A 26,173-nucleotide genomic window follows, 5' to 3' on the forward strand; every position below is an offset into this window, starting at 1 on the left:
GACCTCTCCTTTATCGATTTCTTTTACCGAAATACTGATAATAGTCCGTCTTGATGAATCCGTTAAAAAGCTTCCGTCTCTTTGTAGCCGGCTTTCCATAAAGCTTTTCAAAACCTTCATGGGAAGTAAGGATGTACACGCTCCATGATGGATGATCACGCATGATCGAACCGAGATCCCGGTACATCTGTTCTACCTGCTCCTTCTCTCCCATCCGTTCTCCATAAGGAGGGTTGGAGACAATATATCCATCTTCCTGCTTAGGAGAGAGATCACTCATCTGCATTTGTTTCCACGTGATTAGATCACCCAGTCCTGCCTCCATTGCATTCTCTTTGGCGATATCTATCATCTTCGGATCGATATCGGAGCCTGTAATGGAAAGGGGTTGATCGTAGTTCGCCGCTTCTTCAGCTTCCTGAAAAGCATCATCCCATGCTTTCTGCGGGATAAAGTCCCATCCTTCAGAAGCGAATTCCCTGTTGAAGCCAGGTGCGATATTCTGCCCGATCAGTGCCGCTTCAATGGCAATCGTACCTGAACCACAGAAAGGATCTACAAAGGGTTTATCCGGGTGCCAGTTAGTAATTTGAACGAGAGCAGCAGCAAGGGTCTCTTTAAGGGGAGCTTCCCCCTGACCTGCTCGATAACCGCGTTTATGCAGCCCACTCCCGGAGGTGTCCAATGTGAGAAGAACCTCATCTTTATGAATAGCGACCTCCGTCCGGTAAAAGGCACCCGTTTCCTTCATCCAAGAAGAAACTCCATGCCTTTGTTTTAAACGGTCGACCATTGCTTTCTTAACGATCGATTGACAGTCTGGAACACTGTAGAGCTTGGACTTGACGGATTTACCTATGACAGGAAATTCTCCGTCTTCCGGTATGAATTGTTCCCATGGCAATGCTTTCGTCTGTTCGAACAAGTCATCGAATGTAGTTGCTTTGAATCTCCCAACAAGAAGCTTGACACGATCAGCTGTACGAAGCCATAGGTTCGCACGTGGGATTGCGCTTACATCCGCTTCGAAAATAACGCGTCCGTTCTCCACCGTTACTTCGTCATATCCGAGATCCTTTACTTCTTTTGCTACAATTGCTTCCAAACCCATGGCTGCAGTTGCAATCAGTGTGATTTTCTTTTGCAAGTGATTACCTCCTTTAGTTATGTATGAACAGTAAAAAACCCTCCTAAAAAGCAGCGGCTTTTCAGAAGGGTGTATTGTCATCATAAAGCGACCTTTGAATACTCTGTAAGCCATGTTCTGTTCCATAGTACTGCAGACGGTGGTCAACCTCGTACTCCGGTGGCAATCATCTATCTGCCGTCTTACAACGACCTCTCCTTCCGTTTGATTCCTTCCAGAGAGTGCCCCTACCTATATTTGGGTTGCTCGCTCGCGGGGTTTACCTCGTTCCACCCGGCGTATTTCTACGACGGCTCCGTCACTGTGGCACTTTCAAGGTATTCCTTCCGTATCCGAAGACTTAGGAAGTTTCCCTGCCGTTAGTTCAAAAAGAACTACCTTGACTTATGGTTTCGTCAAGCACGAACACTACAGACATTTCAGCCTGTGCGAGCATGGACTTTCCTCTGCATGTAGGACATGCAGCGATTACCCGAGTATTCAAATGTTTGGTTGTGACGTTCATAAGTGACGCACTTGACAAAGTATAGCAGATATTACTCTGTTTGTCATTGGTAATCTTGCATCAATCAGCGTATTTGTTGCCAAAAACCGCTTTTTCCAAATTGGAAACTCGTTTCAAAATATCATAGTTGACTTGGTGATTACCTGTATTGCTTTGTCTTTGGCGGGGCGCCTGTTCTCTTGATGAGAGCTTCTTCAAGCGTTCGTTTTCCTGTTGTAGACGCTCAATTTCCTGTTGAAATCGATCGTAATCCTGAATGATAAGGTCCAAATACTCATCGACCTCTTCCTGGTTGTACCCCCGCATGGAGGTCTTGAAATCTTTCTCCAGTATGGCCTTGCCTGTCAAGTGATATTCTTCTGAATTCATTATCATTTCACCTCTGTTCAGCACATTATATATATTTTTTCAAAAGGTTGGCCAAATGTCAATTTGACTTTATGGAAAGTTTCATTGATTCCAGTAATCCGGATCGCTCATACGCCTTTCCTCTACCGTTTCTTCAAGGTCCAGGGGAGTAATGTAAAGAATTTGATAATCTTTTGTTTCTTTATACTTTTCCGCCGTTTCAAGGAAATAATCAGGACTCCCCTTCGTATCTTCATCGTAAAGAACGAGGCAGCCGTCCGAGTGCTCAACCAGAAACTGATCTCTGGCACGGAACTGATATGGTCCGTCATATCCTTTCTGGTAAAGGGGGCGGAAGAAGTCTGCCAGCATCGTCACTTCTTCATACACTTGCTGAAGATCTTCCGGCCAGCGCTCCTGCTGATTTTCGAACGGCGGGAGGATTCCAAGCCTAATATCATAGCCCTCCTCCTTCAAATCCAGAACAACCTCTGCTGTCCATAGTTCCACACCCATTTGGCCGGAGTGGATCACCCACTCCAGCCCCTCTTCCATATAGGCTAACAATCGTTTACGTATCGTTTCTTTCACAAATTCAATTTTATGGTCGTTGGCTTTAAATATACCAATTTCCATCGGTTTGTATCCTGTGACGACGACAGTCTTCATTATGTACCCTCCTGCATCCGTGTAACCTTTCTCTATTTTAATACGGATATTGGGAAAAATAAAACAAGCCCCGGGTCCCGAGGCTTATTTTATTCTGTTATTCCATTTCAGGACCCATCATCATCGGCATTTGGTTCATCATCGGCATTTGGCCCTGACCCATCATTTGCTGCGGCATTTGACCGCCCTGACCCATCATCGGCATTTGATTCATCATCGGCATTTGGCCTTCCTGACCCATCATCTGCTGAGGCATCATCGGCATCTGCCCTTGACCGCCCATAGGCATCTGCCCCATATCCTGGTTCATATACTCCATCCAGTTATAGTCTGGAGATGACCCTTGCGGATAAGCGAACTCTTGAGTTTGGAAACTGTTCTGTTCGGATACCATATAAGGGAAGTAATGGAAATTATTTAACAAATGATGATTTTGGACAAGCACGTGAGTCGGATGAATATAATCCTGATTTTCTACGAAGTGGTTATCTACCACACATTGTTGAACGGGACATACGATAGGTCGACGGTTGCACGCAGGTTGAGCAGCAGGACCGCAACCGCAGGAACCTTGCATTGAATGATGCATACAGCTTTCACTCCTTGTTCTGTTATTCCTTATCAGCGTATGTCATCATTCCTGAGAACGTACTGGGCGATATCACCATCTATTCCTATTTTATGCTGTGTCCCTTCCTTTTTCCATACAAAAAAAGGGTGCTCACACACCCTTTTGCATCATCATTCTCCGGTTAGATCTGTGGACTGGAACGAAAACGGCAGAATCTCGTCCATTGTAAACGTCTTCGTTTCGCCTCTTAGGTTCGTCGTATAAATCGTAGTATCGGTTGTAAAGAATTCGCTCATTACTTGACGACAGGAACCGCATGGCGGTACCGGACGCTTTGTATCAGCGGCGACAGCCAGTGCCTGAAACCTGCTGTGACCTTCCGACACAGCTTTGAAAATGGCAACCCTTTCTGCACAGCAGCTGACAGGATATGCCGCATTCTCAATATTACAACCTGTGTAGACACTGCCGTCTTCTGTAATTAAAGCAGCACCTACAGGAAATTTCGAATAAGGAACATAAGCATGTTCTCTGATTTTTTTCGCTTCTTCGATCAACTGTGTATGATCCACGTTATCCCCTCCCTTAATATGGGAACGTAATTATATATAAATTTTCTGAATTTGTAAAGCGATTACAAAATAATGGCTCAGCACATCGGCAGGTTAAATAGTTGACACCTGTGTCAGAAAAAAGTTTATACTTAGAATGCATCATATAAAACATAGATTTGGGAGGGAAAAACAAGGTGAAATCTATCCTTACTTACAAAAAGATTGTATGGGTGTTCATAGCGCTTCTCGTTTTCACGGGAATTTTCACTTATCTACAGCTTCCGAAAAGGGAAATTCCGGAGATCAACGTTAATGTAGCATCCATATCGACTGTATATCCCGGGGCAACACCGGAAGAAGTGGAAAGGACCATCACGAATCCTGTGGAAGAAGAACTTCTTTCCATTGAAGGTGTCGATGAAGTAACTTCCGCCTCCACTGCCGGCTTCGGTTCTATAACCGTGACCCTGGCCGGGGATGCGGATCGAAACACGGTAAATTCGAAAATCAATCAAGCTGTATCAGACGTTTCCAGAAGTTTTCCTGACGAAGTTCAAGACCCTTCTATTAATACGGACGTATCCGGCTCAGCAGTGGCTTCTTATCATCTGCTCGCGGAAAATACAGAAACTCTTTACGGTCTCCGCGATCAACTGAATGATTGGGAGGAAGAATTAACATCGATTAACGGTGTGGATTCCATTATGATTAAGGGCCTTCCGGATCAGAAGGTTTCCGTTTCTCTCGATAATGAGCAGCTCGAAGAGAATCAAATTCAACCGTTCAACGTTATTAGTACTATTCAGGAAGAAATCGGTCCTGCAGCCATTGGAACGGAAGAACAGGACAATGAAATCAAACAGCTCATTTTCAACAAATTTAAGAGCGTGGATGAGCTGAATGATCTTGGGGTCGGAACGAACGACCAGGGAGATTCCGTCACATTGTCAGATATAGGCTCCGTATCAGTGGCAAATGAGGATGCGGATGATTTAATTACTTATGATAGTCAATCGGCACTTTCGGTTACGGTAATGGCCGATGAAGGAGTAAACATCTCCTCCGTTCAAGATCAAATTACTGAAAAGTTGGATACCTTGAAAGAAGAGCTTCCAAGCGAGATAACCGTCGATCGTTTTTATACACAAAGTACAATTATCGATGAAGTTTTTAATAACTTAATAACATCCCTTGCTATTTCATTCTTTGCAGTTATCGTCATCATGGTCTTGGGACTTCCATTGTCATCCGCCCTTTTGGTTGCTTTGGCCATCCCCATTTCCATTATCATCGGACTGATTCCGCTGCCTTATGCAGGGGTGGACCTCAATCAAATATCCATAATTGGAATGATTATAGCCATTGGTATCCTTGTTGATGACGCCATTGTCGTTAACGATAACATTCAACGAAGATTCCAGCTTGGAGACGGGCCTTTGGAAGGAACTATTAAGGGTGTACAGGAAGTAGGTAAATCGATCATCACCTCTACGTTGATGATTATTTTCAGCTTCTTCCCGTTAACGTTCATCTCTGGTTCAAACGGCGATTTCATACGTGCCCTTCCTTCTGTACTCATCTTTACCGTCATTGCTTCAACCTTTATCGCATTGACATTCATCCCAACTGTTCAATACGCAAGACAACGGAACAGTAAGAAGAAGACGAAAGCGAAGACGGGACTGCTTGGCGGCCTGTTCAATGGTATGGAGAAAGTTTATGCAGACAAAATCCTTCCGAAAACAACGAAGAAACCATGGTTAACGACCATATCCGGTCTTGTCCTTTGTCTGCTGCTTGCTTTATTGGCTATCAAAATTCCATTTGAGTTCTTCCCGGCAGCCGACCGCCAGGAAGTTACCATTTCCATCGAGAATCAGCAGGGTACACCTCTCGAGGAGACAAAAAATCAGCTGCAATCTATGGAAGAATACTTGGAAAGCAAGGATGAAAATATTACAGAAACGGCTGTTTATGCCGGATCCGGCCTTCCTAATATCTTTAATTCGGGTCTTCAGCGTTCTGGAGAAAATACCGGACAGCTGCTCGTTCGTATTGACAGAGAAAAAACGAGCGCATCCGATTTTATTAAGGAATGGGAAGAACCTTTAAGAGAAGAATTTCCAGATTCTGAAATATTCCTGGAAACGATTGTATCCGGACCACCTCCTTCTCCACCAGTTCAAGTGAAGATTCAAGGGCCGGAGCTTTCCCCACTTGTCGAGGAAGCGAAAAAAGCACGGGACCTGCTTTCGGATGTTGAAGGTGCAGAAATCGCGACCGTCAATGCTGGTGAAGGACAGTCCTTTATTGAATATAATCCGGATCGTGAATTACTCAAAGATAATAACATCACGATCGATCAAGTCACATCGCTCATCCAACTGGCAAATACCGGCGTGCCGCTTGGTACTTTCGACAATGGCGTGGAGCGTCTTCCAATAGAAGTGAAAATTGATGACGGAGTGGCGAACGGCGTCGACTTAAGTGCACTTTCCATTGCCGGAAACACGGCAGGCCAATCCGGACCTCCGGAAACTATATCTCTTGAAGACGCGATTTCTACCGAAGAGGTTGAACAAATCGGAGTAATTCCCCACCTTGACGGTACGAGGACGATTACCATCGAGGCCTATCCGGAGGAAGGAAAGGATCAAACGTTCTCTGCTGGAGCAGAAGACGTGATCGCAAAAATCAAAAAGGAACTTCCGGAGAACTATTCCCTCGTTGAAACAGGTGAATCAGATGCTACAACAGACTTCTTCGTGGAAGTCGCTAAATTGTTTGTTATCGTCTTGTTCCTTATTTACTTGACGATTGCTATCCAGTTCAATTCCCTGTTGATGCCGCTGCTTATTACAGGAACGGTATTCTTGGCGATTACAGGTGCCATCGTAGGACTGTTTGTATCCGGTGAACCATTGAGCTTCCTTGCAGTTCTCGGTATTGTTTCTTTATCTGGAATCGTAGTAAGGAACTCGGTCATTCTGGTCGAATTCATCGAGCAGAACATTGAAAGGTATGGTTCTAGAAGGGAAGCCGCCATCGAGGCAGGAAGGGCAAGAATACGCCCGATTGTTCTGACGTCCCTCACATCGATCGCTGCTCTTGTGCCGATTATCATTACAGGAGACGTATTGTTTAAACCACTCGCGATATCGATTGTCTCGGGTCTGTTGTTCTCGACCATACTAACCTTGTTGCTTGTTCCATCTTTCTATTTGATTATTGCAAAGGTCACGAAAAGAAAGACAGCAGAATAAAATGAAAAGAAGCTCCCGTCCGGGAGCTTCTTTTACATCTCAATCCATATCTGAAAGGAGCATATCCAGTACATAATGAGAAGACTGGTACAATTCTTTATACCTTTTCCTCTCGACATCCAAATAATAGCTGTGCAAAATAATCATTTCGACATTCTCGTGGGTGGATTTCACCTGATTAGGATGAACTGAGGAATTACGGTTTTTAACGAATGCTTCCGCGGCCGCCATCCAATTGCTGGTAAGATCAAACAGAGGTGCGGTTTCTTTCTTAACCATTTGAAAAAATTCGTGGCTCCTTCGATCGACAGGCCCTTCTGTGTTGAGGAACTTTTGGTGAAGTTGGTCGATCATCTCTTTCATTTCTTCTGTATACGTTCTTATTGACATAGGACTCACCTTTTTACATCTACTTTAGCACGGAAGATAATATAGAAGCAAAAATTTAACCGACCGTCCTTTGTTTCGCTTCTTTAGCAGCTGAAAGAAGGTGTGCCCTTTGTAAAGCAGCGCCTGCACGCTGTCTGTTAACCGTCAACTGCATAACATCTTCCCTGACTTTCTCTATGTCCTTCCGATGGGAGACCGTCATCGAAAAGACGATTTCATCCGTCTTCATAGACAGCCGGCGCTCCAGCAAGGCGAACTTATCACGGATGTTGGACAGCTGCTGTTCGAATTCGACCGGTGTGACGACCTGACTTTTTTTCAAAAGAATCTCCTCCTCATTTCTGGTAATAACATTTTCGCCAGGGAATGCATAAGTCCTTCCCCGTTGACAAGACTAGAACTAAAGCTACAAAACAAGCCACTATCACAAGACCCTTCGACACAAAGGAGGTCATGACCATGGCGAAGAAAAAAGATCAAAAAGCAAAGAAACCGACACCTGCCAAAACGGGAAACCCGAAGCTTGAGGGGGAGAATCGTCCGTCCACCTAAGACGTCAGAGCTGCTGCTATGCTATAGCAGCAGCTTTTTTTCAACGATTCCCCCTTAAAACCTCAACCCTTGACGAATAAATTAGATGGGTTTCACGTTTGATGATTCCGGGTATAACATGCCGGTGCTCCCCAAAAAAGCTTGTCGGTTTTGTGAAAAAATGAAACTTTTTTGTTGTTCACACGTCTAACATATTTGAACCATTTTGATATATCCTTCGACCCTTATTTTTGTTATGATACTCTCATGGCTATAAGGAGGGATGGCGTTTGAATTATCCCAACGGGAAGCGCGCTATAAAGCATTCGCTCGCCCCAAAAGGTAAGACGAAGACAGATTTCAGCAACCGTGGGATGTCTTTGGAAGAGGATATTAATGTGACCAACGAGCACTACCTTGCGTCTCAGAAAGCCGTGGTCCATAAAAAACCGACACCGGTACAAATTGTAAATGTGGATTACCCGAAACGAAGCGCTGCCGTTATCAAAGAAGCATACTTTAAACAAGCTTCGACGACAGACTTCAATGGAGTTTATCGCGGGAAATACATCGATTTTGAAGCGAAAGAGACGAAAAACAAAACGTCCTTTCCCTTAAGTAACGTACACCAGCATCAGATCGATCATATGAAGGCGGTTCAACTTCACGGCGGCATCAGTTTTCTGATCGTCAAATTCACCCCTTTGGATGAGGTCTACCTCCTCCCTGCTCAAGATTTATTCGTTTATTGGGACGAGCAGTGGCAAGGAGGTCGCAAATCGATTCCCTACTCCTATATTAAACAAAAAGGAAGCTTGATTCCTTTCCGTTATCAGGCACGGGTCGACTATGCTTCTGTACTCGATAAGCTCTATTTTTGAAATGGAGGAAAGATAAATGTCCAACGACAGCCAATCGCGTTCAGCACGAAGAAAGCAAGCTCAAAGCACGAAAAAAGGAAAAAACAAGAAAACTGGAAAAGTAAAACGTATATTTATGATCCTCTTTACCATCGGCTTACTTCTGGCCCTCGGTGTAGGACTATTATTCAGCTACTACATCGTCACAGCACCGGAACTCGATGCATCGAAATTATCCGTTCCTTTCTCTTCGAAAGTGTACGATCAAAATGATGAACTGGTTGCTGACCTTGCCAGCGATGAAAAAAGAACGAAAATTACTTATGACGATATTCCACAAGTCATGGAGGATGCGGTTCTTGCGACAGAAGACGTTCGCTTTTATGACCATATGGGAATCGATTTCCGACGAATCGGAGGTGCCGTCATTGCGAACATAACCGGCGGCTTCGGAGCACAAGGTGCCAGTACTATAACCCAGCAGGTTGTCAAAGAGTCGTTCCTTTCCCAGGAGAAGACGCTTAAACGTAAAGTCCAAGAGCAGTACCTGGCAATAAAACTCGACCAGGAATACACAAAAGAAGAAATTCTTGAAATGTACCTGAACAAGATCTATTACGGGGACGGAGCCTACGGTGTCGCGGTAGCGGCCGAAACTTACTTCGGCAAAAAAGACTTGAGCGAACTCACGCTCCCGGAAGCCGCTCTGCTTGCAGGACTGCCTCAGCGTCCAAGCGGATATATGCCATACGATCATCCTGATTTGGCACAAAAACGAAAAAACACCGTTCTCAGCCTGATGGTCCAGCACGGAAAGATCACCGAAGCGGAAGCCGAAGAAGCGCGTAACGTGAAGGTGGAAGATATGCTTGTCGAACGCCAGACGGAAAAAGCAACACCTTACCAGGCGTTCATCGACCGCGTGGAGGAAGAAGTACGAGAGAAAATGGATGGTGCGGAAATCTATGAGGATGGATTGAAAATCTATACCACTCTTGATACCGACGCACAGGATAATGTCCAACAAATGCTGAGCAACGAAGGTCCAATCGCGTGGCCGGATGATGAACTTCAAACAAGCCTGGCAGTTACGGATACTAAGACCGGTGCGATCCGCGCCATCGGCGGGGGACGCAACTATCAGAAAGGCGGTTATAACTATGCAACAGATATCAATCGCCAGCCTGGGTCGACGTTCAAACCGATAACGGCTTACGGCCCTGCCATCGAATATGACAAGATCTCTACGTATCACCAAATTAAAGATGAGAAAACCGATTTCGGTAACTGGAGCCCAAACAACTTCGATAATCAATTCCGCGGATGGGTTTCTGCCCGTTATGCTTTAAGCAGGTCCTTAAATATTCCGGCTATTAAAACCCTTCAGGAAGTAGGCGTCGGCAAAGGGCAGGACTTTGCGGAAGGATTAGGCATCGACTTCGGTGAAGATGGAATGGCCTTAAACGATGCAATCGGCGGCGGTAATACCGGCGTCAATCCGGTTCAACTTGCCGGTGCGTATGCCGCATTTGGTAACGAAGGTGTGTATAATGAGCCGTTCACGGTAAGAAAAGTAGAAGTTCCCGGAGAAGGGACTATTGACCTTACTCCAGAGCCGGAATCAGCGATGAGCAGCTACACTGCTTATATGATTTCAGACATGTTGAAAACGACCATGACAGAAGGTTCAGGGCGTGCCGCCAATATTTCCGGGCTCCCTGTAGCTGGTAAAACAGGAACCACCAACTTTGGTGATGTGGCACCTGACTCCTGGTTCAGCGGCTATACGACGAATTATACGATATCGATCTGGACCGGATACGGAGAGGATAATTCACGCGGATTGTCCGATGCTTCGAAAGATATTCCGAAGCAAATCTTTAAACCACTGATGACCGAGTTGTCGCAAGGGGTGGAAACGAAAGACTTTAGTAAACCGGACACCGTTGTTTCCGTCGATGTAGAAGAAGGATCCAATCCTGCACGTCTTCCAAGTGCCTATACTCCGGAAAGCAGAATCGTGACCGAATTGTTCCACGTTGACAATCAGCCATCTAAAGTTAGTAAGACGTTCCAGAAACTGGATTCCGTTAAAGGATTAGCTGGTAAATTCAATGAAGAAACAGGAAGCATTGATCTGAGTTGGAAATATGGAGATGCAGATGGAGTCACCTTCCGGGTCGCAGCATCCATTGACGGCGGAGAGAGCAGAGAACTTACGACTACCGGTGATACAAGTCTGGAGATCACCAATGTCAATCAAGGTTCAAGCTACGAATTCTCTGTTACCGCCATCAGCAGCGATGAGGATGCTCAAAACAGCGATCCTGCTACCGTCCGTGTCGATACCCCTGGTTCCAATGAAGAACCAGAAGAAGAAGCAGAAGAAGAACAGGACGAGTCGCAGGAAGAGAACACAGAAGAACAGCAGGAAGATGATCAACAGCAGGAAAACGAACAAGAAAATCAAGATCAAAATGAAGGCAGTGAAAACGGCCAAGGAAACGAGAGCGAAGACGGTTCAGATAGTAGTGATCAAGGAAGCAACGATCAAGGGAACGGCGGGCAAGGCGAAAATAATAACGGCTCAGACGAGCAGCAAACGCCGGAACCTCCTCAAGAGGAACCACCAGCTCAAGATCAACCGGCCGATCAGCCTGATCAACAGCCGCAGGAAGAACCTGCTGCCTAACAAAAAAACACCCTCATTCGAGGGTGTTTTTTTCATGTTGTGCTTTTTTACGCATACGCTTTTGACCTTCTCTACATAAATCCAGCAGAGGACAGGCTTCACAGTTCGGGCGTTGTGCTTTGCAGTGATAACGCCCGAAGAAAATCATCCGGTGATGGGTATCGCTCCATTCCTCTCTCGGAATTTTACGCATTAACGTCTTTTCCACTTCCAACACAGAATCCTTCCATCTGCAGATCCCAAGCCTTTTTGACACCCTTTCCACATGGGTATCGACAGCGATCGCAGGTTCCCCGAATGCGACGGATGCGACAACGTTCGCCGTTTTCCTTCCTACTCCCGCAAGACTTTCCAGCTCTTTTTGAGTAGGCGGTACTTGACCGTCAAACTGGAGGATGAGTGTTTCGGATAATTTCTTGATGTTTTTCGCTTTATTGCGGAACAGTCCAATCCTTTTTATATCGTCCTGCAGTTCTTCCAGGGAAACATCAATATAATCTTTTGGTGTCTTGTATTTGGCAAACAACCCGGGAGTTACCTTGTTGACAAGGGCATCTGTGGCCTGTGCAGACAAAACGACAGCGACGAGCAGTTCAAACGGATTACTGTGATTCAGCTCACATTCCGCCTCCGGAAACATTTCTTCAAAGGTATCTAAACAGTAACGAATTTGTGTTTTATTCAGCATAACGGTTCTTAAGAGTCCTCCTCCAACCAGTTATAATACAACGATATATCCTTTTTCTTACTTTCCTGCGGACGCGTCTGTCTTGGCTGCTGGCCCTGTCTGAACTGCTTTCCCTGCTCCCTCGCCTGTTCGACAGTCCGAATTCCTTTCCTGTTCCACTCTCTTAGAATACGGTCAATATATTTGAAGTTCAATTTACTCATCAAAACAGCTTCCCGAAGCGCGGCTTTAATCAGTGCGGGTGATTGTTTTTCTTCATCCAGCCATATATTAATGGTTTCAATTTCAAATGGAGACAACGGCCTTCCAAACTCCTGTTCAAACAGCGGGAATATATTTTCATTGTAAGAAGCGGAACTACTCGTTTGGACTTCTCTCGTTACGGTGAAAAGTTTTTCAAACAGCGGTTCCATCGAGTAACTTTCATTCAAAACGTGATCGCTATGATTCTGTTCGATCGTCAGCATCCGTTTCTGGATAAGACTCCGCAATACTTTGGAACAGTCCTGAGCAGAAAGCGTGGAATGATCAGCTATTTCCTCGGGTGTAGGAAATCCGTTACCATCTGCACGGAAACGATGTATCTGCAACAAAATAACAAGTTCCGTTTCGCTTAAGTTCAGCTTCTTATAATGCATCAACAAATGCTTGGGAACGACCATTTGGTTGTCCATGATGTTTTGGAAGCTTTGGTATTTAGCCAAACAAATCCCTCCGATTTTTCGTATATACCTAAATGGAATGAAAAACACCGATCCGCCAGAGGCGAGGCATCGGTGCTTCTTCCACATTTCATGCAGTTCTTAAGGGTAAAGTCTGTTGAGCAGACGCGGAAATGGAATCGTTTCACGAACATGCTCGACGCCGGCGATCCAAGCAACTGTTCTTTCCAGACCCAATCCGAATCCGGAGTGTGGAACGCTGCCGTACTCCCGTAATTGAAGGTACCATTTATAAGCATCATCCGTTAAACCGTGCTCTTCGTACCGTTGTTTCATCAATTCGAGATCATCGATCCGCTGGGAACCTCCAATGATTTCCCCGTACCCTTCAGGAGCAATCAAGTCCGCACAGAGGACAACTTCCGGGCGTTCCGGATCAGGCTTCATGTAGAACGCCTTAATTTCAGCAGGGTAGTTGGTTATGAATACAGGTTTATCATAGCTTTCGGCGATAGCTGTTTCATGCGGAGCCCCGAAGTCTTCTCCCCACTCAATGTCATCGAATCCTTTGTCCTTCAAGAGCTGAACCGCATCATCATAACTGATGCGCGGGAAAGGTGCCTGAATTTGTTTGAGCTTTTCTGTGTCACGCCCAAGTGCTTCCAATTCAATGGCACAGTTTTTCAGCACAGACTGAACAACGTGGGATACGTACTGCTCCTGAACTTCCAGGCTTTCCACGTGTTCCATAAATGCCATTTCCGGCTCGATCATCCAAAACTCAATTAAATGACGGCGGGTTTTCGACTTTTCAGCACGGAAAGTCGGCCCGAAACTGAATACTCGACCGAATGCCATCGCAGCAGCTTCCATGTACAACTGACCACTTTGAGAAAGATAGGCATCCTCTTCAAAGTACTTAGTGTGAAACAGTTCTGTAGAACCCTCTGCTGATGAACCCGTCAGGATCGGCGGGTCGATTTTGACATAACCGTTATCGTTGAAGAATTCATACGTTGCACGAATAATTTCATTACGAACGCTCATGACGGCATGCTGACGTTTGGAACGCAGCCATAGGTGCCTGTGATCCATCAAAAATTCCGTTCCATGTTCTTTCGGTGTTATGGGATAATCGACCGCCTCGTGAATGATTTCGAAGTCCGTTACCTGCATTTCATATCCGAGCGGTGAGCGGGTATCTTCGGCAATCACACCTGTTACGTAAAGGGACGTCTCTTGTGTTAGCGCTTTGGCCTCTTGGAACTTGTCTTCTCCAATATCTGCTTTGACGACAATACCCTGCATGAAGCCCGTTCCGTCACGAAGCTGCAGGAAGGCAATTTTACCACTTGACCGCTTGTTGCTGAGCCAGGCTCCAATCGTTACTTTCTCTCCTATATATTTTGCTGCTTCTTTAATAGTTGTCTTCAAAATAATACCTCCAACATTGCTTTATGATTGATGATTTTCTACGAACCGTTTGATTCGTTCCGCAGCTTTTTCCAGCTGGTCTAATGAAGTTGCGTAGGATAGTCGGACATTATCCGGACTTCCAAAGCCGGAACCCGGAACGAGTGCTACTTTCTCTTCATCAAGAAGAGCCTTCACCCATTCATCCACATTTCCGAAACCGCCTTGCTCTGCTGCCTGTTTCACGTTCGGGAACAAATAGAAAGCCCCTTGCGGCTTCACGCATGTCACTCCCGGAACTTCCACAAGCCGTTGATAAAGAACATCCAAACGTTCTTTAAATGCTTCTTTCATTTCTTCCACCTTCTCTTCAGAGCCCGTGTACGCTGCCAGTGCTGCGTATTGAGCGATAGAAGTCGGGTTGGATGTCGAGTGGGAAGCCAGGTTGGACATCGCTTTAATAATGTCTTTGTTTCCAGCGGCAAATCCGATTCGCCACCCTGTCATCGAATGAGACTTTGACACACCGTTGATAATGACGGTCCGGTCGTATAATGCGTCAGAAATCTGAGCGATGGACACATGTTGCTCATCCGTATAAATCAGCTTCTCATAGATTTCGTCGGAAATGATAAGGATATCGTTTTCCTCGCATACGCTGCCGAGAGCTTCCAGCTCATCCTTGGAATACATCATCCCCGTCGGATTACTCGGTGAGTTGATGATGACCGCTTTTGTCCGTGACGTTATAGAATTCTTGAGCTGTTCCGGAGTTAATTTAAAGTGGTTCTCCTCTTCTGCTGCCACGATCACCGGATTACCTTGTGCAAGCTTGATCTGCTCCGGATAGCTGACCCAGTACGGTGCAGGGACGATTACTTCATCGCCCTCATTCAGAAGAACTTGGAACAGTGTAAATAAGGCATGCTTCGCTCCTGTAGTTACAATAATCTGTTCGTTTGTATAGTTCAACCCTTGATCGCGTTTCAGCTTGCTCGTAATACTGTTCTTCAATTCCGGAATTCCGCCAGCTGGAGTATATTTCGTCATACCTTCGTCCATCGCCCGTTTGGCAGCATCCAATATGTAGGACGGAGTATTGAAATCAGGCTCGCCTGCACCCAAACCGATTACATCGTGCCCTTCTGCTTTTAATGCTTTGGCTTTCGCTGTGATGGCCAGGGTGGTGGATGGCGTTAATGATTGAACACGTTCAGCTAATTGCATATTCTTCACTCCTATTATTGGGTTCGTTTAAAGGCGAAACGTTGATCGAAATTATCGCCGGATAATGTAAAATAGTCGAATACATAGCGGTTCTGCTCATCTATATACGTGAGCTGAAACACTGGTTCTTGTTCTTCATATCCATATTGAATATCTTTGAATTGGCATGATGCACACGATTGCTGCCACTGTTGTCTCATCGCTTCAGGAGATATTTGACCACTCATATCTTCCACCTTCAGCACCTTCTTTTCAGAAAGGTCGAGAAAAGCAAGTTGCTCTGTGCCATTCTCTGTACTTCCCTTTACGATATGGATAGGAATGTTACCGTTGTAGGTTGACACATTCTCCACATTTGCAAGGTCCGTCTCTGCTAATGCGAGAGCTTCCGCCTCTGTCTGACCAGCTTCTCTATCGTGACTGATGCTCGTGTACATCCATACAAGGAAGGAAAAACCAAGAAGCAGAACCACCGCCAGAGCTGTCAGAGAAAACCACACCCACTTAGGTACGGTAAATCGTGAAGACTGCTGTCTCAGCATCGTCATCATCTAAAGCCAGTCCAAACATGAGATTATTTTCTTTTAATGTCCGATTCAAGGTATCGACGACTTTATATAGGTCGTCTGATTTCTGAATCCTGACGGTCGATAATGTTTCAATTTTTTTGTCCATCGTCAAACCTCCATGGTACTTTGTATTACCAGTATTGAATTTCCCGTCTTACATTATAACAGTTTCTATTGATTTGTTCTGCGCTTATTACAACCAATTTTCAATTTTATCAATGAGCTGACGTGTGGATTGATAACTTACCGGCACCTCCGGGAGCGAGTCCAGGAAGTGTTTTCCATATTTGGCCTCCATAAGGCGCTGGTCACAGATGAAGATGATTCCTCTGTCGCTGTCACTTCGAATTAAACGACCGAATCCCTGCTTGAATCGAATAATGGCGTTTGGCAGAGATTTCTCCATGAAGGAGTTTCTCCCTTCTTTCTTGAAACGGTCTTTCCGAACCGCCTGCACAGGCTGATCAGGCGGTTGGAATGGCAGCTTGACCATCATGACGCAAGATAAATCATCACCGGGGATGTCCACCCCTTCCCAGAAAGAACTCGTACCGAGCAGAATCGATTGATCGAACGCCTGGAAGTTTTTCTTAAGCCTGTCACGACTCCCACTCGAAATACCCTGAGCAAAAATCATGAATTCTTCGGGATCAATAAATTCTTTAAGCAGCAGGTAGGTCTTCTTCAACATATCGTAGGAGGTGAAGAGGACAAGCATCCTGCCTTTGGTCACCTGCGCGATAGAATACACGGCTTCACTGATTGCTTCAATGAACGATTCAGGATCGTCTTTTACACTTGGGAAATCGTTCGGTACCATTACTTGAACTTGGTTGCGGTAATCGTAAGGAGAAGGAATCTGGACTTCCATGGTTTCCTTTAAATCCAATCCAAGGGAATGCCTCATATAGTCAAAGGAATGATCGGTGGCGAGCGTCGCACTCGTTAAAACGACACTCTCTTTTTTATGGAACAATTTCCTTTGGAGTAACCCGGCTACGTCAAATGGCTCACTGAAAAGATAGATGGAGTTTGCCGCACCTTCCCCTTCAATTTCAATCCATTTCACTTCGTCTTGGTCCAAGTCGAAATAATGAATCAGCTCTAAACGGACCGTCCTGCACAATTCCAGCTGGGTTTGTATCCGAGTAATGACCACAGGAATGCCATTATCTTCTTTCAAGGAAAGAAGAGTGGCTAGTTTCTCTTCCATAGCTGACATTTGAACGACCATTTTCTGAACGGCAGCAAGAAAACGATGAGACATTTCTTTCGCTGTTGTAATAAAAGACGGCAATGCCGAAGGCTGCAGCAGAAACTGCATTCTTCCTACATCGCTTCTTCCCTTATCGGAGCGCTTCTCTTTTTTTACATTCTGGTGTATATATTTGGACAGCTGACTCAATTCCTCTTTGGCCTCATCGACAGCGTACTGGCCTTTACGCAAGTGTTGAGAAAAGCCGGTTGGAAGCTTCCACGGTCGGTACATGCCCTTTTGGAATATCTCCCCGCATTGACTCAAATGACGCTGCAGTTCTTTGTAATCCATCCGAACTCCGAAATAGCGGTTTGCCACCGACTCCAAGTGGTGGGCTTCATCGACGACAGCGCACGAATATTCCGGTAACACAGGGTCTTCCCTGACCATATCCATACAAAACAAAGCATGGTTCGTAATGATCAAATCCGCTTCCAAAGCCCTTTTCTGCGCCCATTGAAAGAAGGAATCATCTATGTAGCCCAATTGCACATTCTTCGATGACTGCTCAGCGGAAACTTTATGCCAAAACTGTCTTCCATTGGAAGGGAGTTGAATTTCATCTACATCACCAGTGCGCGTCCGTGTCAGCCATACGAGAATCATCCCTTTAGTAAGCGCAATATCATAGTTGTCCTGACTCGAATGCTCCAGTTCATAACGAAAATGAACGAGACTGATATAATGCCCTTTACCTTTATAGAGAACGGCTTTCAGAGGCCTTGGAAACATCCGTTCAATTTTAGGGATTTCATCTTCAAGCAGCTGCTTTTGAAGGGAGGTCGTGTACGTTGTGATGACAACTCGTTTCTCTTCTTTTAAGGCATGAAAGGCAGAAGCAAGCAGATAAGCAACGGATTTTCCCGTCCCAGTCCCGGCTTCTATAATCGCGTGCCTCTTATTCTCCAGCGCACGATAAACGTGGTCGGTCATCTCCTTTTGACCAGCACGGTTTTCATAACCCTGAACGATGCTCTTCAATCCTTCATTCCCTTCGTAGACCTGGTTCTTCCAATTACGGAAATCCAGAAGGCGCGTTCCAGAAACATCGGTGCTCCGCTGCAGCTGTTTCCGGATGGGAATCCCGTGATGGATGTCGAATTCCCGACTAACAGTTCGTCCGTACCGCTTACCTTCCATATATTTTATTAAAAACGGCCGAAAATCACTTTTAAGCTTTGGTTCCACCTTTAAAAGGTGGTCGAGCGTCTTTTCAGGTAAACCCTCCATTTGCCCCAATAAATAGAGCAGTAAATCAGATGTTACCTGAGCATCGGATAGTGCTCTGTGAGGGCGGTCATGCCCTAATCCAAGACGTTCAGCCAGCTGACCCAATTTGAATGTCGGGGATGTGGGAAGCATAAGTCTGGCGAACTCCACCGTGTCGATGATCGGGTTATGTAGTGGCGGAAGTCCGCATCGTTTAAATTCGTCGTTAAGGAAGCCTAAATCGAACTCAATATTGTGCGCTACTATGTAGGCATGGTCAAAAAGAGGATGAATATCCTCTGCAATTTCTGAAAACAGCGGGGCTTCCAGGACATCCTCTTCCTTAATTCCTGTCAGGGAAGATACAAAAGGAGGGATCTCTCTTTCTGGATAAACAAGGGAGGAGAATTCCTCCAACGTTCTTCCCTCTTCCGTGACGACCACGACCCCTATCTCGATAATCCGGTCCCCTTTAGAAGCTGCGTTTCCTGTTGTTTCTAAATCTACGATTGCAAATGTAGTCATGTCATCCCCTACTTTCGTTCACAAAAAGCAAGGACCCTCACCTATCTTAATCGGCAAAGATCCCATGTTCTTCCTGGTATCTGTTCATAAAGGTATTGCCTGTAACGGTGGCTCTTCATCCACTACTTGTTGAATCTGGTTATCCGCATCCATTAACGCGATTTTCGGACGGAAGCTGCTTAGCTCCTCTTCCGAAAGCATCGCATAAGCTACGATAATTACAATATCATCTTTTTGAACAAGCCTTGCCGCCGCCCCGTTCAAACAAATCACACCCGATCCGCGCTCTCCAGCAATTACATAGGTTTCCAATCTGGCTCCATTGTTATTATTCACCACCTGGACCTTTTCATGTGGCAAGATCCCGACGGCATCCAACAAATCATGGTCAATCGTAATACTGCCGACGTAATTTAAGTTCGCTTCCGTTACGCGGGCCCGATGTATTTTGGCTTTCATCATCGTTCGAAGCATGCTCTGTTCCCCCTGGTTCCTGTCCTTATCCCCGGTCCGGTCGAAAAACAATATTATCGATCAAACGTGCCTGGTCATAAAAGACTGCCGCCGCAAGTATAACCTGTCTGTTAACAGCCTTAACCGGCTCCAGTTCCGGATAGGACAATAATTCAATATAATCTATCTTACCACGAGTTCGTTTCTCAAGAAACTCCTGGACTGCATTCAGCACAGGAGCACTTTCCACCTCGCCGTTCAATATCATTTCTTTGCCTTTCAGGAGGGCTTGATAGATAGCTGGGGCTTCCTGCCTTTCCACTTCCGAAAGATTAACATTTCTGCTGCTTTTCGCAAGCCCATCTTTCTCCCGCACCGTTGGAACTGGAACCAATTGTATCGGGAAGTTAAAATCATGGACGAGTGCATCCACCACTGCATACTGCTGGGCGTCCTTCATTCCAAAATATGCTTTTGTAGGCCTTGCAATATGAAACAGCTTTGTAAGGACGGTCACCACTCCGTCAAAGTGCCCGGGACGGGATTTTCCACATAAGACATCCGTCCGTTTTGTCACTTCCATTCGAATGGAAGGTGTTTCGGGATACATGGTTTCCGGGGTTGGCATAAATAACAGATCGACACCGGCTTCTGCAGCCAGAGCTGCATCGCGCTCTTCATTCCGAGGATAACCGGCAAGGTCTTCCGCTTCATTAAATTGAAGTGGGTTTACGAAAATGCTCAACAGGACGATATCGTTTTCTTCCCTTGCCTTCTGCAAAAGACGTAGGTGTCCTTCATGCAGATAACCCATCGTCGGAACGAACCCGATGGTCTTCCCTTTCTTAACAAAACCTTCCACCTTCGACTGCACGTCACTGATTCGATTCAAAACATCCATACTGCTTCTCCTTAATCTTCCGGTAAGTCCGAAACATCCATCGTATATGTATGTTTCTCTTCTGGAAACGTTTTTTCTTTCACTTCCGTCACATAGGAATGGAGCGCTTCTCCAAGAATCTGATTGCTGTCCATATAGGACTTCACAAATTTAGGAAGGCGTGTCACTCCGTACTGGAGCAGGTCATGATAGACAAGGACCTGACCGTCACAATCCACCCCTGCCCCGATACCGATTGTAGGTATGGAGAGTTTAGCCGTGATGAACGCTGCAAGCTGCCGCGGCACGCACTCCAGTACAAGAGCCATTGCACCTGCTGATTCAATCTCCAAAGCTTCCTCGAGTATACGGGAAGCATCCTGTGAATTTTTCCCTTGGACTTTGTAGCCGCCGAGAACGTTGACCGACTGAGGAGTAAGCCCAATGTGCCCGACTACGGGGATTCCTGCTCGGATGAGAAGTTTCATCGCTTCCGACACTTCCCCGCTGCCTTCAAGCTTCAGCGCCTGTGCGCCCGACTCTTGATATAACCGTTTGGCATTTCTCAACGTATCTTCCTTAGAAATGTGGTAAGACATAAACGGCATATCGATTACTTTGAATGTATCTTTTGCACCACGGGCTACGGCCCTTCCGTGGTGGATCATATCATCCATCGTTACTGGAATTGTAGAATCATAGCCAAGGACGGTCATCCCCAAGCTGTCTCCGATTAAGATCATATCGGAACCGGCATCTTCCGCCATCTTAGCGGAAGGGTAGTCATAGCTTGTAACCATGGCGATCTTCTCCTGACTTTTCTTCATCTGCAGAAAATGACTTTTTTTAAGCATGATAACCTCCCTTTCCCCAATGAATTTCAGCGGAATAAAGTTTTTCTTCTTTTCCTTCCTTGTCTCTGGCCAGCAGAGCTCCATCCGGTTCTATGCCGACAAGGACTGCCTCCCACGTCCGCTTCATCGTAGAAATGGTCACATCCTGCCCGATCCGGTATCCATAATGCTCCCACTCTTTTTTGACACGGTCGAACCCAAACTTCAGGAACTCTTCGTATGACTGTTCCAACAAGTGCAGAATATGCTGGATGGTGGTTTGAATGTCCCATTCCTCTCCTGCTTCCACTCGCAGTGATGTCGCTTTATGATGAAGTTCTTCCGGTATTTCTTCCCTACTTTGGTTGACGTTCATCCCCATCCCGAGAACGATATACTGGATTGTATCCTGTTCCGCCTGCATCTCGGTTAGTATACCGGACACCTTCTTATGATTAATCAGAAGATCGTTCGGCCATTTGATTTTCGGCTCAAGACCGGATCGTTCGGCGACCATCTTAGCCAACACGGTTGCTGCAAGCAAAGTCAGCTGTGGTGCCTGTACAGGTGGGAGATCGGGTCTTAGAAGGATACTCATCCATATCCCCTTCCCTTTCGGAGAATACCAATTTCTAGCCATCCGTCCTTTTCCTTTCACCTGCTCATCCGCGATCACAACCGTACCATGAGGTTTTCCTTGTTTAGCCATTTGATGTATGACGTCCTGCGTGGACTCCACTTGATCATAATGATGCAGTTCATGACCAAGCCATTTGGTATCAAGTCCCCATTGGAGGGTATTGCCGCTGATCTTATCCGGCGACGAAACAATTTTATATCCCTTTTTCTGCACCGCTTCAATTTCGTATCCGTCATTCTTCAATTCGTTCATATGCTTCCAAACAGCAGTCCTTGATATGGCCAGCTGCTCGGAAAGCTCCTGACCGGAAATGTAGCCCTCTTTTTGATCCAGCAGACGGATCAGTCGTTTACGGGTGGATTCCATGACACAGCCCACTCCTTTATCGCGTCGTATTCATTTTTCAATTTACCTGTAACAATCTCGTACTCCATCGCTTTCATCTTATCTGCAATCCACGGCCCTCTTTTTTTGTCCGGGAACATTGCAATTAGATCTTCCGCTTGAAAAGCTGCTTCCTTCAGCGTTTTAATTGGGAGTTCTTCATAAAGAGCATGGAGATCGGATAATACCTTTTGCTCCTGTGCCGTCCCCTCTGCCGCTGCCAGTCTACTGAAAGATGGAAACAACTCGAAAGGAAGACGGTACACGAGCCAGGGGCGGATGGCGTTCTGCTCCTGATAAGTGCAAAAAGCCTCCGTCAATTGGTCTGCTTCCCGGCGGATCCGGTTAGAGAGTTTCCACTGTTTGACGAATGTTGCCGGTGTGCATTCTGAAGACCTCAAACATAGAAATGCCGCCAATTCCCCCCAGCTGACAAGCCTGCCTGAAGGGATAATAGTAGAAAGTTCCATACCATGAAGGATTGGAAGCTCCTGCTTAAGGCTGGTACGCTCCAACAGCTGCAACGATTCTTTATAACCTTCTCCGGCGTACAGCTTTCTCATTTCTTCCGCAATTCGCTCAATGGATATGTGACGGAGCATCGATGCTTCTTTCTTCAATGCATCCTCTGTTTTCTTATCGAGCGTATACAAAAGCTGACTGTGAAAACGGGCAGCCCTCATCATCCGTAAAGGGTCCTCCCGAAAACGCTGGACAGGATCTCCAACAGCCTCAATCCGTTTAGCGTCTACAGCTTCTCTCCCGTTGAATGGATCTATTATTGTTCCATGTCGATCCATTGCCATAGCATTAATTGTGAAATCCCTGCGGGCAAGATCGTCGGAAATGGAGCGCACGAACGTCACTTCATCCGGATGCCGAAAATCGGAATAGGTTGCTTCTTTACGGTACGTTGTCACCTCATAAGATTCAGATCGGTAGCGGACGATGACCGTTCCGTGTTCGACGCCGACCGGTATCACTTTGTCGAAAATCTCCTGAATCCGTTCCGGTGGTTCTGATGATGCTATATCGATGTCCCCTACAGGACGACCACTCAAATAGTCCCTGACTGCGCCTCCAACGACATAGGCTTCTCCTCCAGCCGCTTCTATTTCAGCCAAAACCTCGAATGCCTCACGGAAAATAGAATTCCTACTCATCCTTCAACACCTGTTCATAGAGGTTTTCGTACTGTCTAAGTATCGTTTTCGTTGCAAACTTCTCTTGAGCCAGCCGCTTTGCTTCCTTTGACATGGATCGATGAAGCTCGCGGTCTTCCAGAATTCTGTTGGCGAAGTGCGCGATCTGCTCGATATTTCCAAGTTCCGTCACATAGCCGGCTTCACCATGGGTGATCACTTCCGGTATACCCCCGACATTGGTACCGATGCAAGGTACCCCGCACGCCATCGCTTCCAAAAGAACAAGCCCGAAACTTTCTTTTTCTGACAGGAGCAATTTAAGGTCGGAAATGGAAAGCAGGTCACTGACGTTATCCTGTTTTCCAAGGAAAAGGACCTGTTCTTCCAATTCATACTCTCTGACGAGCTGGTGACAGTCGGAATACTCGGGACCGTCCCCTACAAGAAGCAGTTTAGCCGGACGTTCCGCTGCCACTTCAGCAAAGGTGTGTATGACATCCTGTACACGTTTGACTTTTCTAAAGTTTGAGATGTGAATGAGAACGGACTCATCTTCTTTAATCCCATACTGTTCTCTCAAGCCGAAATTGTCTTTTCTATGATATTCCCGTTCATCTACGAAGTTATAGATGACGTCGATATTACGGTCTGTCTGAATCATTTCTTTCGTTTGCTCCACAAGGCTGTGGGAGACGGCTGTTACTCGATCGGACGCTTCAATACCAAATTTAATCATCTGTTTTAAAGCGGAATCAATACCGAGTACCGTAATATCCGTTCCATGCAGCGTGGTAATAATCTTAACATCCCGTTGACACATTTGTTTGGCTAAAATAGCACAAATGGCATGCGGCATGGCATAATGAACGTGAAGGATATCCAATTCTTCCCTGTTTATAACATCGGCCATTTTGGCAGCCAGCGCTAAATCATAGGGTGGATGTTGAAAAACGGGATAATTACTGACCTCCACCTCGTGGTAGTAAATATTGGGATACACCCTGTTCAGCCGGAAGGGGACCTGAGATGCGACAAAATGGATTTCATGGCCTTCTTCTGCCAGAAGTTTACCTAACTCTGTCGCAATTACCCCCGAGCCACCAACCGTGGGATAACATGTGATTCCTATTTTAGCCATTACCTGCTCACTCCTGTTTTCTGTTGTGTTCTATGATGCTTTTCCACTCAAAGTCTTCATGGTCGAGCGCACGGATCATAATGTCTGCCCCTGCTCGGTTCGTTGCTACGGGAATTTGGTGAACATCACAAAGACGTAGAAGAGCGCTTATATCCGGTTCATGCGGCTGAGCTGTCAAAGGGTCGCGGAAAAACAAAACCATATGCATGTCTTCATCCGCAATTTTCGCACCGATCTGCTGGTCGCCACCAAGGGGTCCGGACTGGAAACGTGTAATTTCAAGTCCTGTTTCACTATGGATCTGCATCCCGGTCGTCCCTGTCGCATAAAGATCATGTTTCTTTAAAACCTCTTTGTATCGGTCCGCAAACTCTATAATATCTTTCTTTTTCTTGTCGTGAGCGATCAACGCGATTTTCATCTGTCCTTCTCCCTCTCTTCAGTCAAGTAAATGCTCTAAACCGTACACAAGCATATCCAGTTCCATTACCTTTTCGGAGGCAAGTTTAACACCACTCATGAAAGATTCCCGATGTATGGAATCATGCTTGACGGTAAGCGTCTCTCCAAGCCCTCCAAAAGTCACCTCCTGATGCGCCACAAGGCCCGGCAGGCGCATACTATGTATCCTCATACCTTCAACATCTGCTCCTCTGGCACCAGGCAGCGTTTCCTTTTCTTCCGGATGTCCCTGTTTGTGAGCCTCTCTCACTTCTTTAATGAGCTCCGCCGTTTTCAATGCCGTCCCTGAAGGTGCATCAAGTTTTTGATCATGGTGCTTTTCGATAATTTCCACATCAGGGAAATATTTGGCCGCCCATTTAGAGAACTGCATCATCAAAACTGCTCCAATGGCAAAGTTTGGAGCGATGACCGCACCAATTTTATTCTTTTCTGCAAGCGCCGTAAGTTCGCGGAGCTCCTCTTCCGTGAAGCCTGTTGTTCCTACAACCGGACGTACACCGTTCTCCAGCGCCAGCTTCGTGTGCTTATACCCGTTTTCAGGCGTTGTCAGATCCACAAGTACGTCCGCATCTGTTTCTGCGAGGCAGACGGCCGCATCGGTGTAAATAAGCGCTTCCGATTCAGTCAGTCCTTTAATCTCTTTTACCCGCATGCCGTCATTCTTACGATCGATACAGGCAGCAAGGATGAGCGATTCCTCTTTTTCAATCATTTGCAAAGCTTCTTTCCCCATCTTGCCACGCGGTCCTGCAACGATTACTTTGATTTCATTCATGTCCAGAACTCCCTTCTTTTCTTGTCCATCTATCTTTGTCTCTCGTCTCGATTTTACTCATGGATCGTTCAAACGCTTCTGACAAATCCATATCTAGAGAGTTGGCGAAGCAAGTCAATACGAAAAGTACATCTCCAAGCTCTTCTTCCAGTGCTTTATCCGCTTCCGTCTCTTTTTTTGGCTTTTCTCCGTACCTGTGGTTAATCTCCCTCGCCATCTCTCCGACCTCTTCCGTTAATCGTGCCTGAAGAGCAAGCGGCGAAAAATAGCCCTCTTTGAATTGCGATATGTAACGGTCCACACGTTCCTGAATATCATTCGTCGTGTAATTGCCCATGAAACCCCTCTTTTCTAGTATAAACTCTCTCTAAATGTTAGC

The 26,173-nt window shown here is 46.0% G+C and carries 26 protein-coding genes and 1 other RNA gene; 3 read left to right on the forward strand and 24 right to left on the reverse strand.

Annotation, left to right across the window (positions count from 1 at the left end; genetic code table 11):
- Positions 1–10 precede the first annotated feature (10 nt).
- The 6 genes from M662_RS10115 to M662_RS10140 form a co-directional block, all read right to left on the reverse strand.
- Entirely contained in the window at positions 11–1,147 is a 1,137-nt protein-coding gene (locus M662_RS10115) for a THUMP domain-containing class I SAM-dependent RNA methyltransferase (RefSeq protein ID WP_008638482.1), read from the reverse strand.
- Positions 1,148–1,248: 101 nt separating this feature from the next.
- Positions 1,249–1,627, reverse strand: an RNA gene (rnpB, locus tag M662_RS10120) — RNase P RNA component class B.
- 85 nt (positions 1,628–1,712) lie between these two features.
- The gene (gpsB, locus tag M662_RS10125; protein WP_008638483.1) at positions 1,713–2,021 is read right to left on the reverse strand and encodes a cell division regulator GpsB; all 309 of its coding nucleotides are present in this window, start codon (positions 2,019–2,021) and stop codon (positions 1,713–1,715) included.
- A gap of 81 nt (positions 2,022–2,102) precedes the next feature.
- The gene (locus M662_RS10130; protein WP_026577377.1) at positions 2,103–2,669 is read right to left on the reverse strand and encodes an SLOG family protein; all 567 of its coding nucleotides are present in this window, start codon (positions 2,667–2,669) and stop codon (positions 2,103–2,105) included.
- A 97-nt stretch (positions 2,670–2,766) separates the two neighbouring features.
- On the reverse strand, positions 2,767–3,258 hold the full coding sequence (locus tag M662_RS10135) for a CotD family spore coat protein (protein WP_026577376.1): 492 nt from the start codon (positions 3,256–3,258) through the stop codon (positions 2,767–2,769).
- Between the two features lie 152 nt (positions 3,259–3,410).
- Positions 3,411–3,812 (reverse strand): cytidine deaminase, encoded by a 402-nt coding sequence (locus M662_RS10140; protein WP_026577375.1) that lies wholly within the window; start codon positions 3,810–3,812, stop codon positions 3,411–3,413.
- Between the two features lie 176 nt (positions 3,813–3,988).
- On the opposite strand from M662_RS10140, the gene M662_RS10145 reads away from it, so the two are divergent.
- Positions 3,989–7,057: an efflux RND transporter permease subunit gene (locus M662_RS10145; protein WP_026577374.1), complete on the forward strand. Its 3,069-nt coding sequence runs from the start codon at positions 3,989–3,991 to the stop codon at positions 7,055–7,057.
- A gap of 39 nt (positions 7,058–7,096) precedes the next feature.
- Here M662_RS10145 and M662_RS10150 read toward each other — a convergent pair whose 3' ends face one another.
- Positions 7,097–7,447, reverse strand: a complete 351-nt coding sequence (locus tag M662_RS10150; protein WP_008638489.1) for a YppE family protein — start codon at positions 7,445–7,447, stop codon at positions 7,097–7,099.
- A gap of 55 nt (positions 7,448–7,502) precedes the next feature.
- Positions 7,503–7,769, reverse strand: coding sequence for a hypothetical protein (locus M662_RS10155; protein WP_026577373.1), 267 nt, complete (start codon positions 7,767–7,769; stop codon positions 7,503–7,505).
- Positions 7,770–8,268: 499 nt separating this feature from the next.
- Here M662_RS10155 and recU point away from each other — a divergent pair, with 499 nt between their 5' ends.
- Complete coding sequence (gene recU / locus M662_RS10160) at positions 8,269–8,859, forward strand: Holliday junction resolvase RecU (protein WP_008638494.1); 591 nt, start codon at positions 8,269–8,271, stop codon at positions 8,857–8,859.
- Positions 8,860–8,875: 16 nt separating this feature from the next.
- Complete coding sequence (locus M662_RS10165; protein WP_026577372.1) at positions 8,876–11,530, forward strand: PBP1A family penicillin-binding protein; 2,655 nt, start codon at positions 8,876–8,878, stop codon at positions 11,528–11,530.
- A gap of 13 nt (positions 11,531–11,543) precedes the next feature.
- Here M662_RS10165 and nth read toward each other — a convergent pair whose 3' ends face one another.
- The 16 genes from nth to M662_RS10245 form a co-directional block, all read right to left on the reverse strand.
- The gene (gene nth, locus M662_RS10170; protein ID WP_026577371.1) at positions 11,544–12,218 is read right to left on the reverse strand and encodes an endonuclease III; all 675 of its coding nucleotides are present in this window, start codon (positions 12,216–12,218) and stop codon (positions 11,544–11,546) included.
- 8 nt (positions 12,219–12,226) lie between these two features.
- Positions 12,227–12,922: a DnaD domain-containing protein gene (locus tag M662_RS10175; protein ID WP_026577370.1), complete on the reverse strand. Its 696-nt coding sequence runs from the start codon at positions 12,920–12,922 to the stop codon at positions 12,227–12,229.
- Positions 12,923–13,021: 99 nt separating this feature from the next.
- Positions 13,022–14,314, reverse strand: coding sequence for an asparagine--tRNA ligase (gene asnS, locus M662_RS10180; protein ID WP_026577369.1), 1,293 nt, complete (start codon positions 14,312–14,314; stop codon positions 13,022–13,024).
- Positions 14,315–14,335: 21 nt separating this feature from the next.
- On the reverse strand, positions 14,336–15,520 hold the full coding sequence (locus M662_RS10185; RefSeq protein ID WP_026577368.1) for a pyridoxal phosphate-dependent aminotransferase: 1,185 nt from the start codon (positions 15,518–15,520) through the stop codon (positions 14,336–14,338).
- Positions 15,521–15,534: 14 nt separating this feature from the next.
- Entirely contained in the window at positions 15,535–16,071 is a 537-nt protein-coding gene (locus M662_RS10190) for a cell wall elongation regulator TseB-like domain-containing protein (RefSeq protein WP_235601464.1), read from the reverse strand.
- A complete protein-coding gene (locus M662_RS10195) occupies positions 16,025–16,195 on the reverse strand; it encodes a YpmA family protein (RefSeq protein ID WP_008638509.1) in 171 nt (56 codons plus the stop codon). The genes M662_RS10190 and M662_RS10195 overlap by 47 nt, the downstream gene beginning before the upstream one ends.
- Positions 16,196–16,282: 87 nt before the next feature.
- Positions 16,283–19,081, reverse strand: coding sequence for an ATP-dependent DNA helicase DinG (dinG, locus tag M662_RS10200; RefSeq protein ID WP_026577366.1), 2,799 nt, complete (start codon positions 19,079–19,081; stop codon positions 16,283–16,285).
- An 84-nt stretch (positions 19,082–19,165) separates the two neighbouring features.
- On the reverse strand, positions 19,166–19,555 hold the full coding sequence (gene panD, locus M662_RS10205; protein WP_026577365.1) for an aspartate 1-decarboxylase: 390 nt from the start codon (positions 19,553–19,555) through the stop codon (positions 19,166–19,168).
- Positions 19,556–19,580: 25 nt separating this feature from the next.
- Positions 19,581–20,435, reverse strand: a complete 855-nt coding sequence (gene panC, locus M662_RS10210; RefSeq protein ID WP_008638516.1) for a pantoate--beta-alanine ligase — start codon at positions 20,433–20,435, stop codon at positions 19,581–19,583.
- 11 nt (positions 20,436–20,446) lie between these two features.
- A complete protein-coding gene (gene panB, locus M662_RS10215) occupies positions 20,447–21,268 on the reverse strand; it encodes a 3-methyl-2-oxobutanoate hydroxymethyltransferase (RefSeq protein WP_026577364.1) in 822 nt (273 codons plus the stop codon).
- Entirely contained in the window at positions 21,261–22,253 is a 993-nt protein-coding gene (locus M662_RS10220; protein WP_035387990.1) for a biotin--[acetyl-CoA-carboxylase] ligase, read from the reverse strand. Before M662_RS10220 ends, panB begins: the two co-directional genes overlap by 8 nt.
- The gene (locus M662_RS10225; protein WP_026577362.1) at positions 22,229–23,434 is read right to left on the reverse strand and encodes a CCA tRNA nucleotidyltransferase; all 1,206 of its coding nucleotides are present in this window, start codon (positions 23,432–23,434) and stop codon (positions 22,229–22,231) included. Before M662_RS10225 ends, M662_RS10220 begins: the two co-directional genes overlap by 25 nt.
- Entirely contained in the window at positions 23,427–24,554 is a 1,128-nt protein-coding gene (bshA, locus tag M662_RS10230) for an N-acetyl-alpha-D-glucosaminyl L-malate synthase BshA (RefSeq protein ID WP_008638524.1), read from the reverse strand. The genes M662_RS10225 and bshA overlap by 8 nt, the downstream gene beginning before the upstream one ends.
- Before the next feature lie 7 nt (positions 24,555–24,561).
- Positions 24,562–24,975: a methylglyoxal synthase gene (gene mgsA, locus M662_RS10235; RefSeq protein ID WP_008638525.1), complete on the reverse strand. Its 414-nt coding sequence runs from the start codon at positions 24,973–24,975 to the stop codon at positions 24,562–24,564.
- A gap of 18 nt (positions 24,976–24,993) precedes the next feature.
- Entirely contained in the window at positions 24,994–25,794 is an 801-nt protein-coding gene (gene dapB, locus M662_RS10240; protein WP_026577361.1) for a 4-hydroxy-tetrahydrodipicolinate reductase, read from the reverse strand.
- Positions 25,787–26,131: a nucleotide pyrophosphohydrolase gene (locus M662_RS10245; RefSeq protein WP_008638527.1), complete on the reverse strand. Its 345-nt coding sequence runs from the start codon at positions 26,129–26,131 to the stop codon at positions 25,787–25,789. The genes dapB and M662_RS10245 overlap by 8 nt, the downstream gene beginning before the upstream one ends.
- Positions 26,132–26,173: the final 42 nt, after the last annotated feature.

Source organism: Bacillus sp. SB49, from assembly GCF_000469135.2.
GTDB lineage: Bacteria > Bacillota > Bacilli > Bacillales > Halobacillaceae > Halobacillus.

What these genes read in the sequence shown, in the direction of transcription:
- gpsB (WP_008638483.1), bottom strand. Translation starts at nt 2,021, where the DNA reads ATGAATTCAGAAGAATATCACTTGACAGGCAAGGCCATACTGGAGAAA.
- M662_RS10130 (WP_026577377.1), bottom strand. Translation starts at nt 2,669, where the DNA reads ATGAAGACTGTCGTCGTCACAGGATACAAACCGATGGAAATTGGTATA.
- M662_RS10135 (WP_026577376.1), bottom strand. Translation starts at nt 3,258, where the DNA reads ATGCATCATTCAATGCAAGGTTCCTGCGGTTGCGGTCCTGCTGCTCAA.
- M662_RS10150 (WP_008638489.1), bottom strand. Translation starts at nt 7,447, where the DNA reads ATGTCAATAAGAACGTATACAGAAGAAATGAAAGAGATGATCGACCAA.
- M662_RS10165 (WP_026577372.1), top strand. Translation starts at nt 8,876, where the DNA reads ATGTCCAACGACAGCCAATCGCGTTCAGCACGAAGAAAGCAAGCTCAA.
- nth (WP_026577371.1), bottom strand. Translation starts at nt 12,218, where the DNA reads ATGCTGAATAAAACACAAATTCGTTACTGTTTAGATACCTTTGAAGAA.
- M662_RS10185 (WP_026577368.1), bottom strand. Translation starts at nt 15,520, where the DNA reads ATGCAATTAGCTGAACGTGTTCAATCATTAACGCCATCCACCACCCTG.
- M662_RS10190 (WP_235601464.1), bottom strand. Translation starts at nt 16,071, where the DNA reads ATGATGACGATGCTGAGACAGCAGTCTTCACGATTTACCGTACCTAAG.
- M662_RS10195 (WP_008638509.1), bottom strand. Translation starts at nt 16,195, where the DNA reads ATGGACAAAAAAATTGAAACATTATCGACCGTCAGGATTCAGAAATCA.
- dinG (WP_026577366.1), bottom strand. Translation starts at nt 19,081, where the DNA reads ATGACTACATTTGCAATCGTAGATTTAGAAACAACAGGAAACGCAGCT.
- panD (WP_026577365.1), bottom strand. Translation starts at nt 19,555, where the DNA reads ATGCTTCGAACGATGATGAAAGCCAAAATACATCGGGCCCGCGTAACG.
- panC (WP_008638516.1), bottom strand. Translation starts at nt 20,435, where the DNA reads ATGGATGTTTTGAATCGAATCAGTGACGTGCAGTCGAAGGTGGAAGGT.
- panB (WP_026577364.1), bottom strand. Translation starts at nt 21,268, where the DNA reads ATGCTTAAAAAAAGTCATTTTCTGCAGATGAAGAAAAGTCAGGAGAAG.
- M662_RS10220 (WP_035387990.1), bottom strand. Translation starts at nt 22,253, where the DNA reads ATGGAATCCACCCGTAAACGACTGATCCGTCTGCTGGATCAAAAAGAG.
- M662_RS10225 (WP_026577362.1), bottom strand. Translation starts at nt 23,434, where the DNA reads ATGAGTAGGAATTCTATTTTCCGTGAGGCATTCGAGGTTTTGGCTGAA.
- bshA (WP_008638524.1), bottom strand. Translation starts at nt 24,554, where the DNA reads ATGGCTAAAATAGGAATCACATGTTATCCCACGGTTGGTGGCTCGGGG.
- mgsA (WP_008638525.1), bottom strand. Translation starts at nt 24,975, where the DNA reads ATGAAAATCGCGTTGATCGCTCACGACAAGAAAAAGAAAGATATTATA.
- dapB (WP_026577361.1), bottom strand. Translation starts at nt 25,794, where the DNA reads ATGAATGAAATCAAAGTAATCGTTGCAGGACCGCGTGGCAAGATGGGG.
- M662_RS10245 (WP_008638527.1), bottom strand. Translation starts at nt 26,131, where the DNA reads ATGGGCAATTACACGACGAATGATATTCAGGAACGTGTGGACCGTTAC.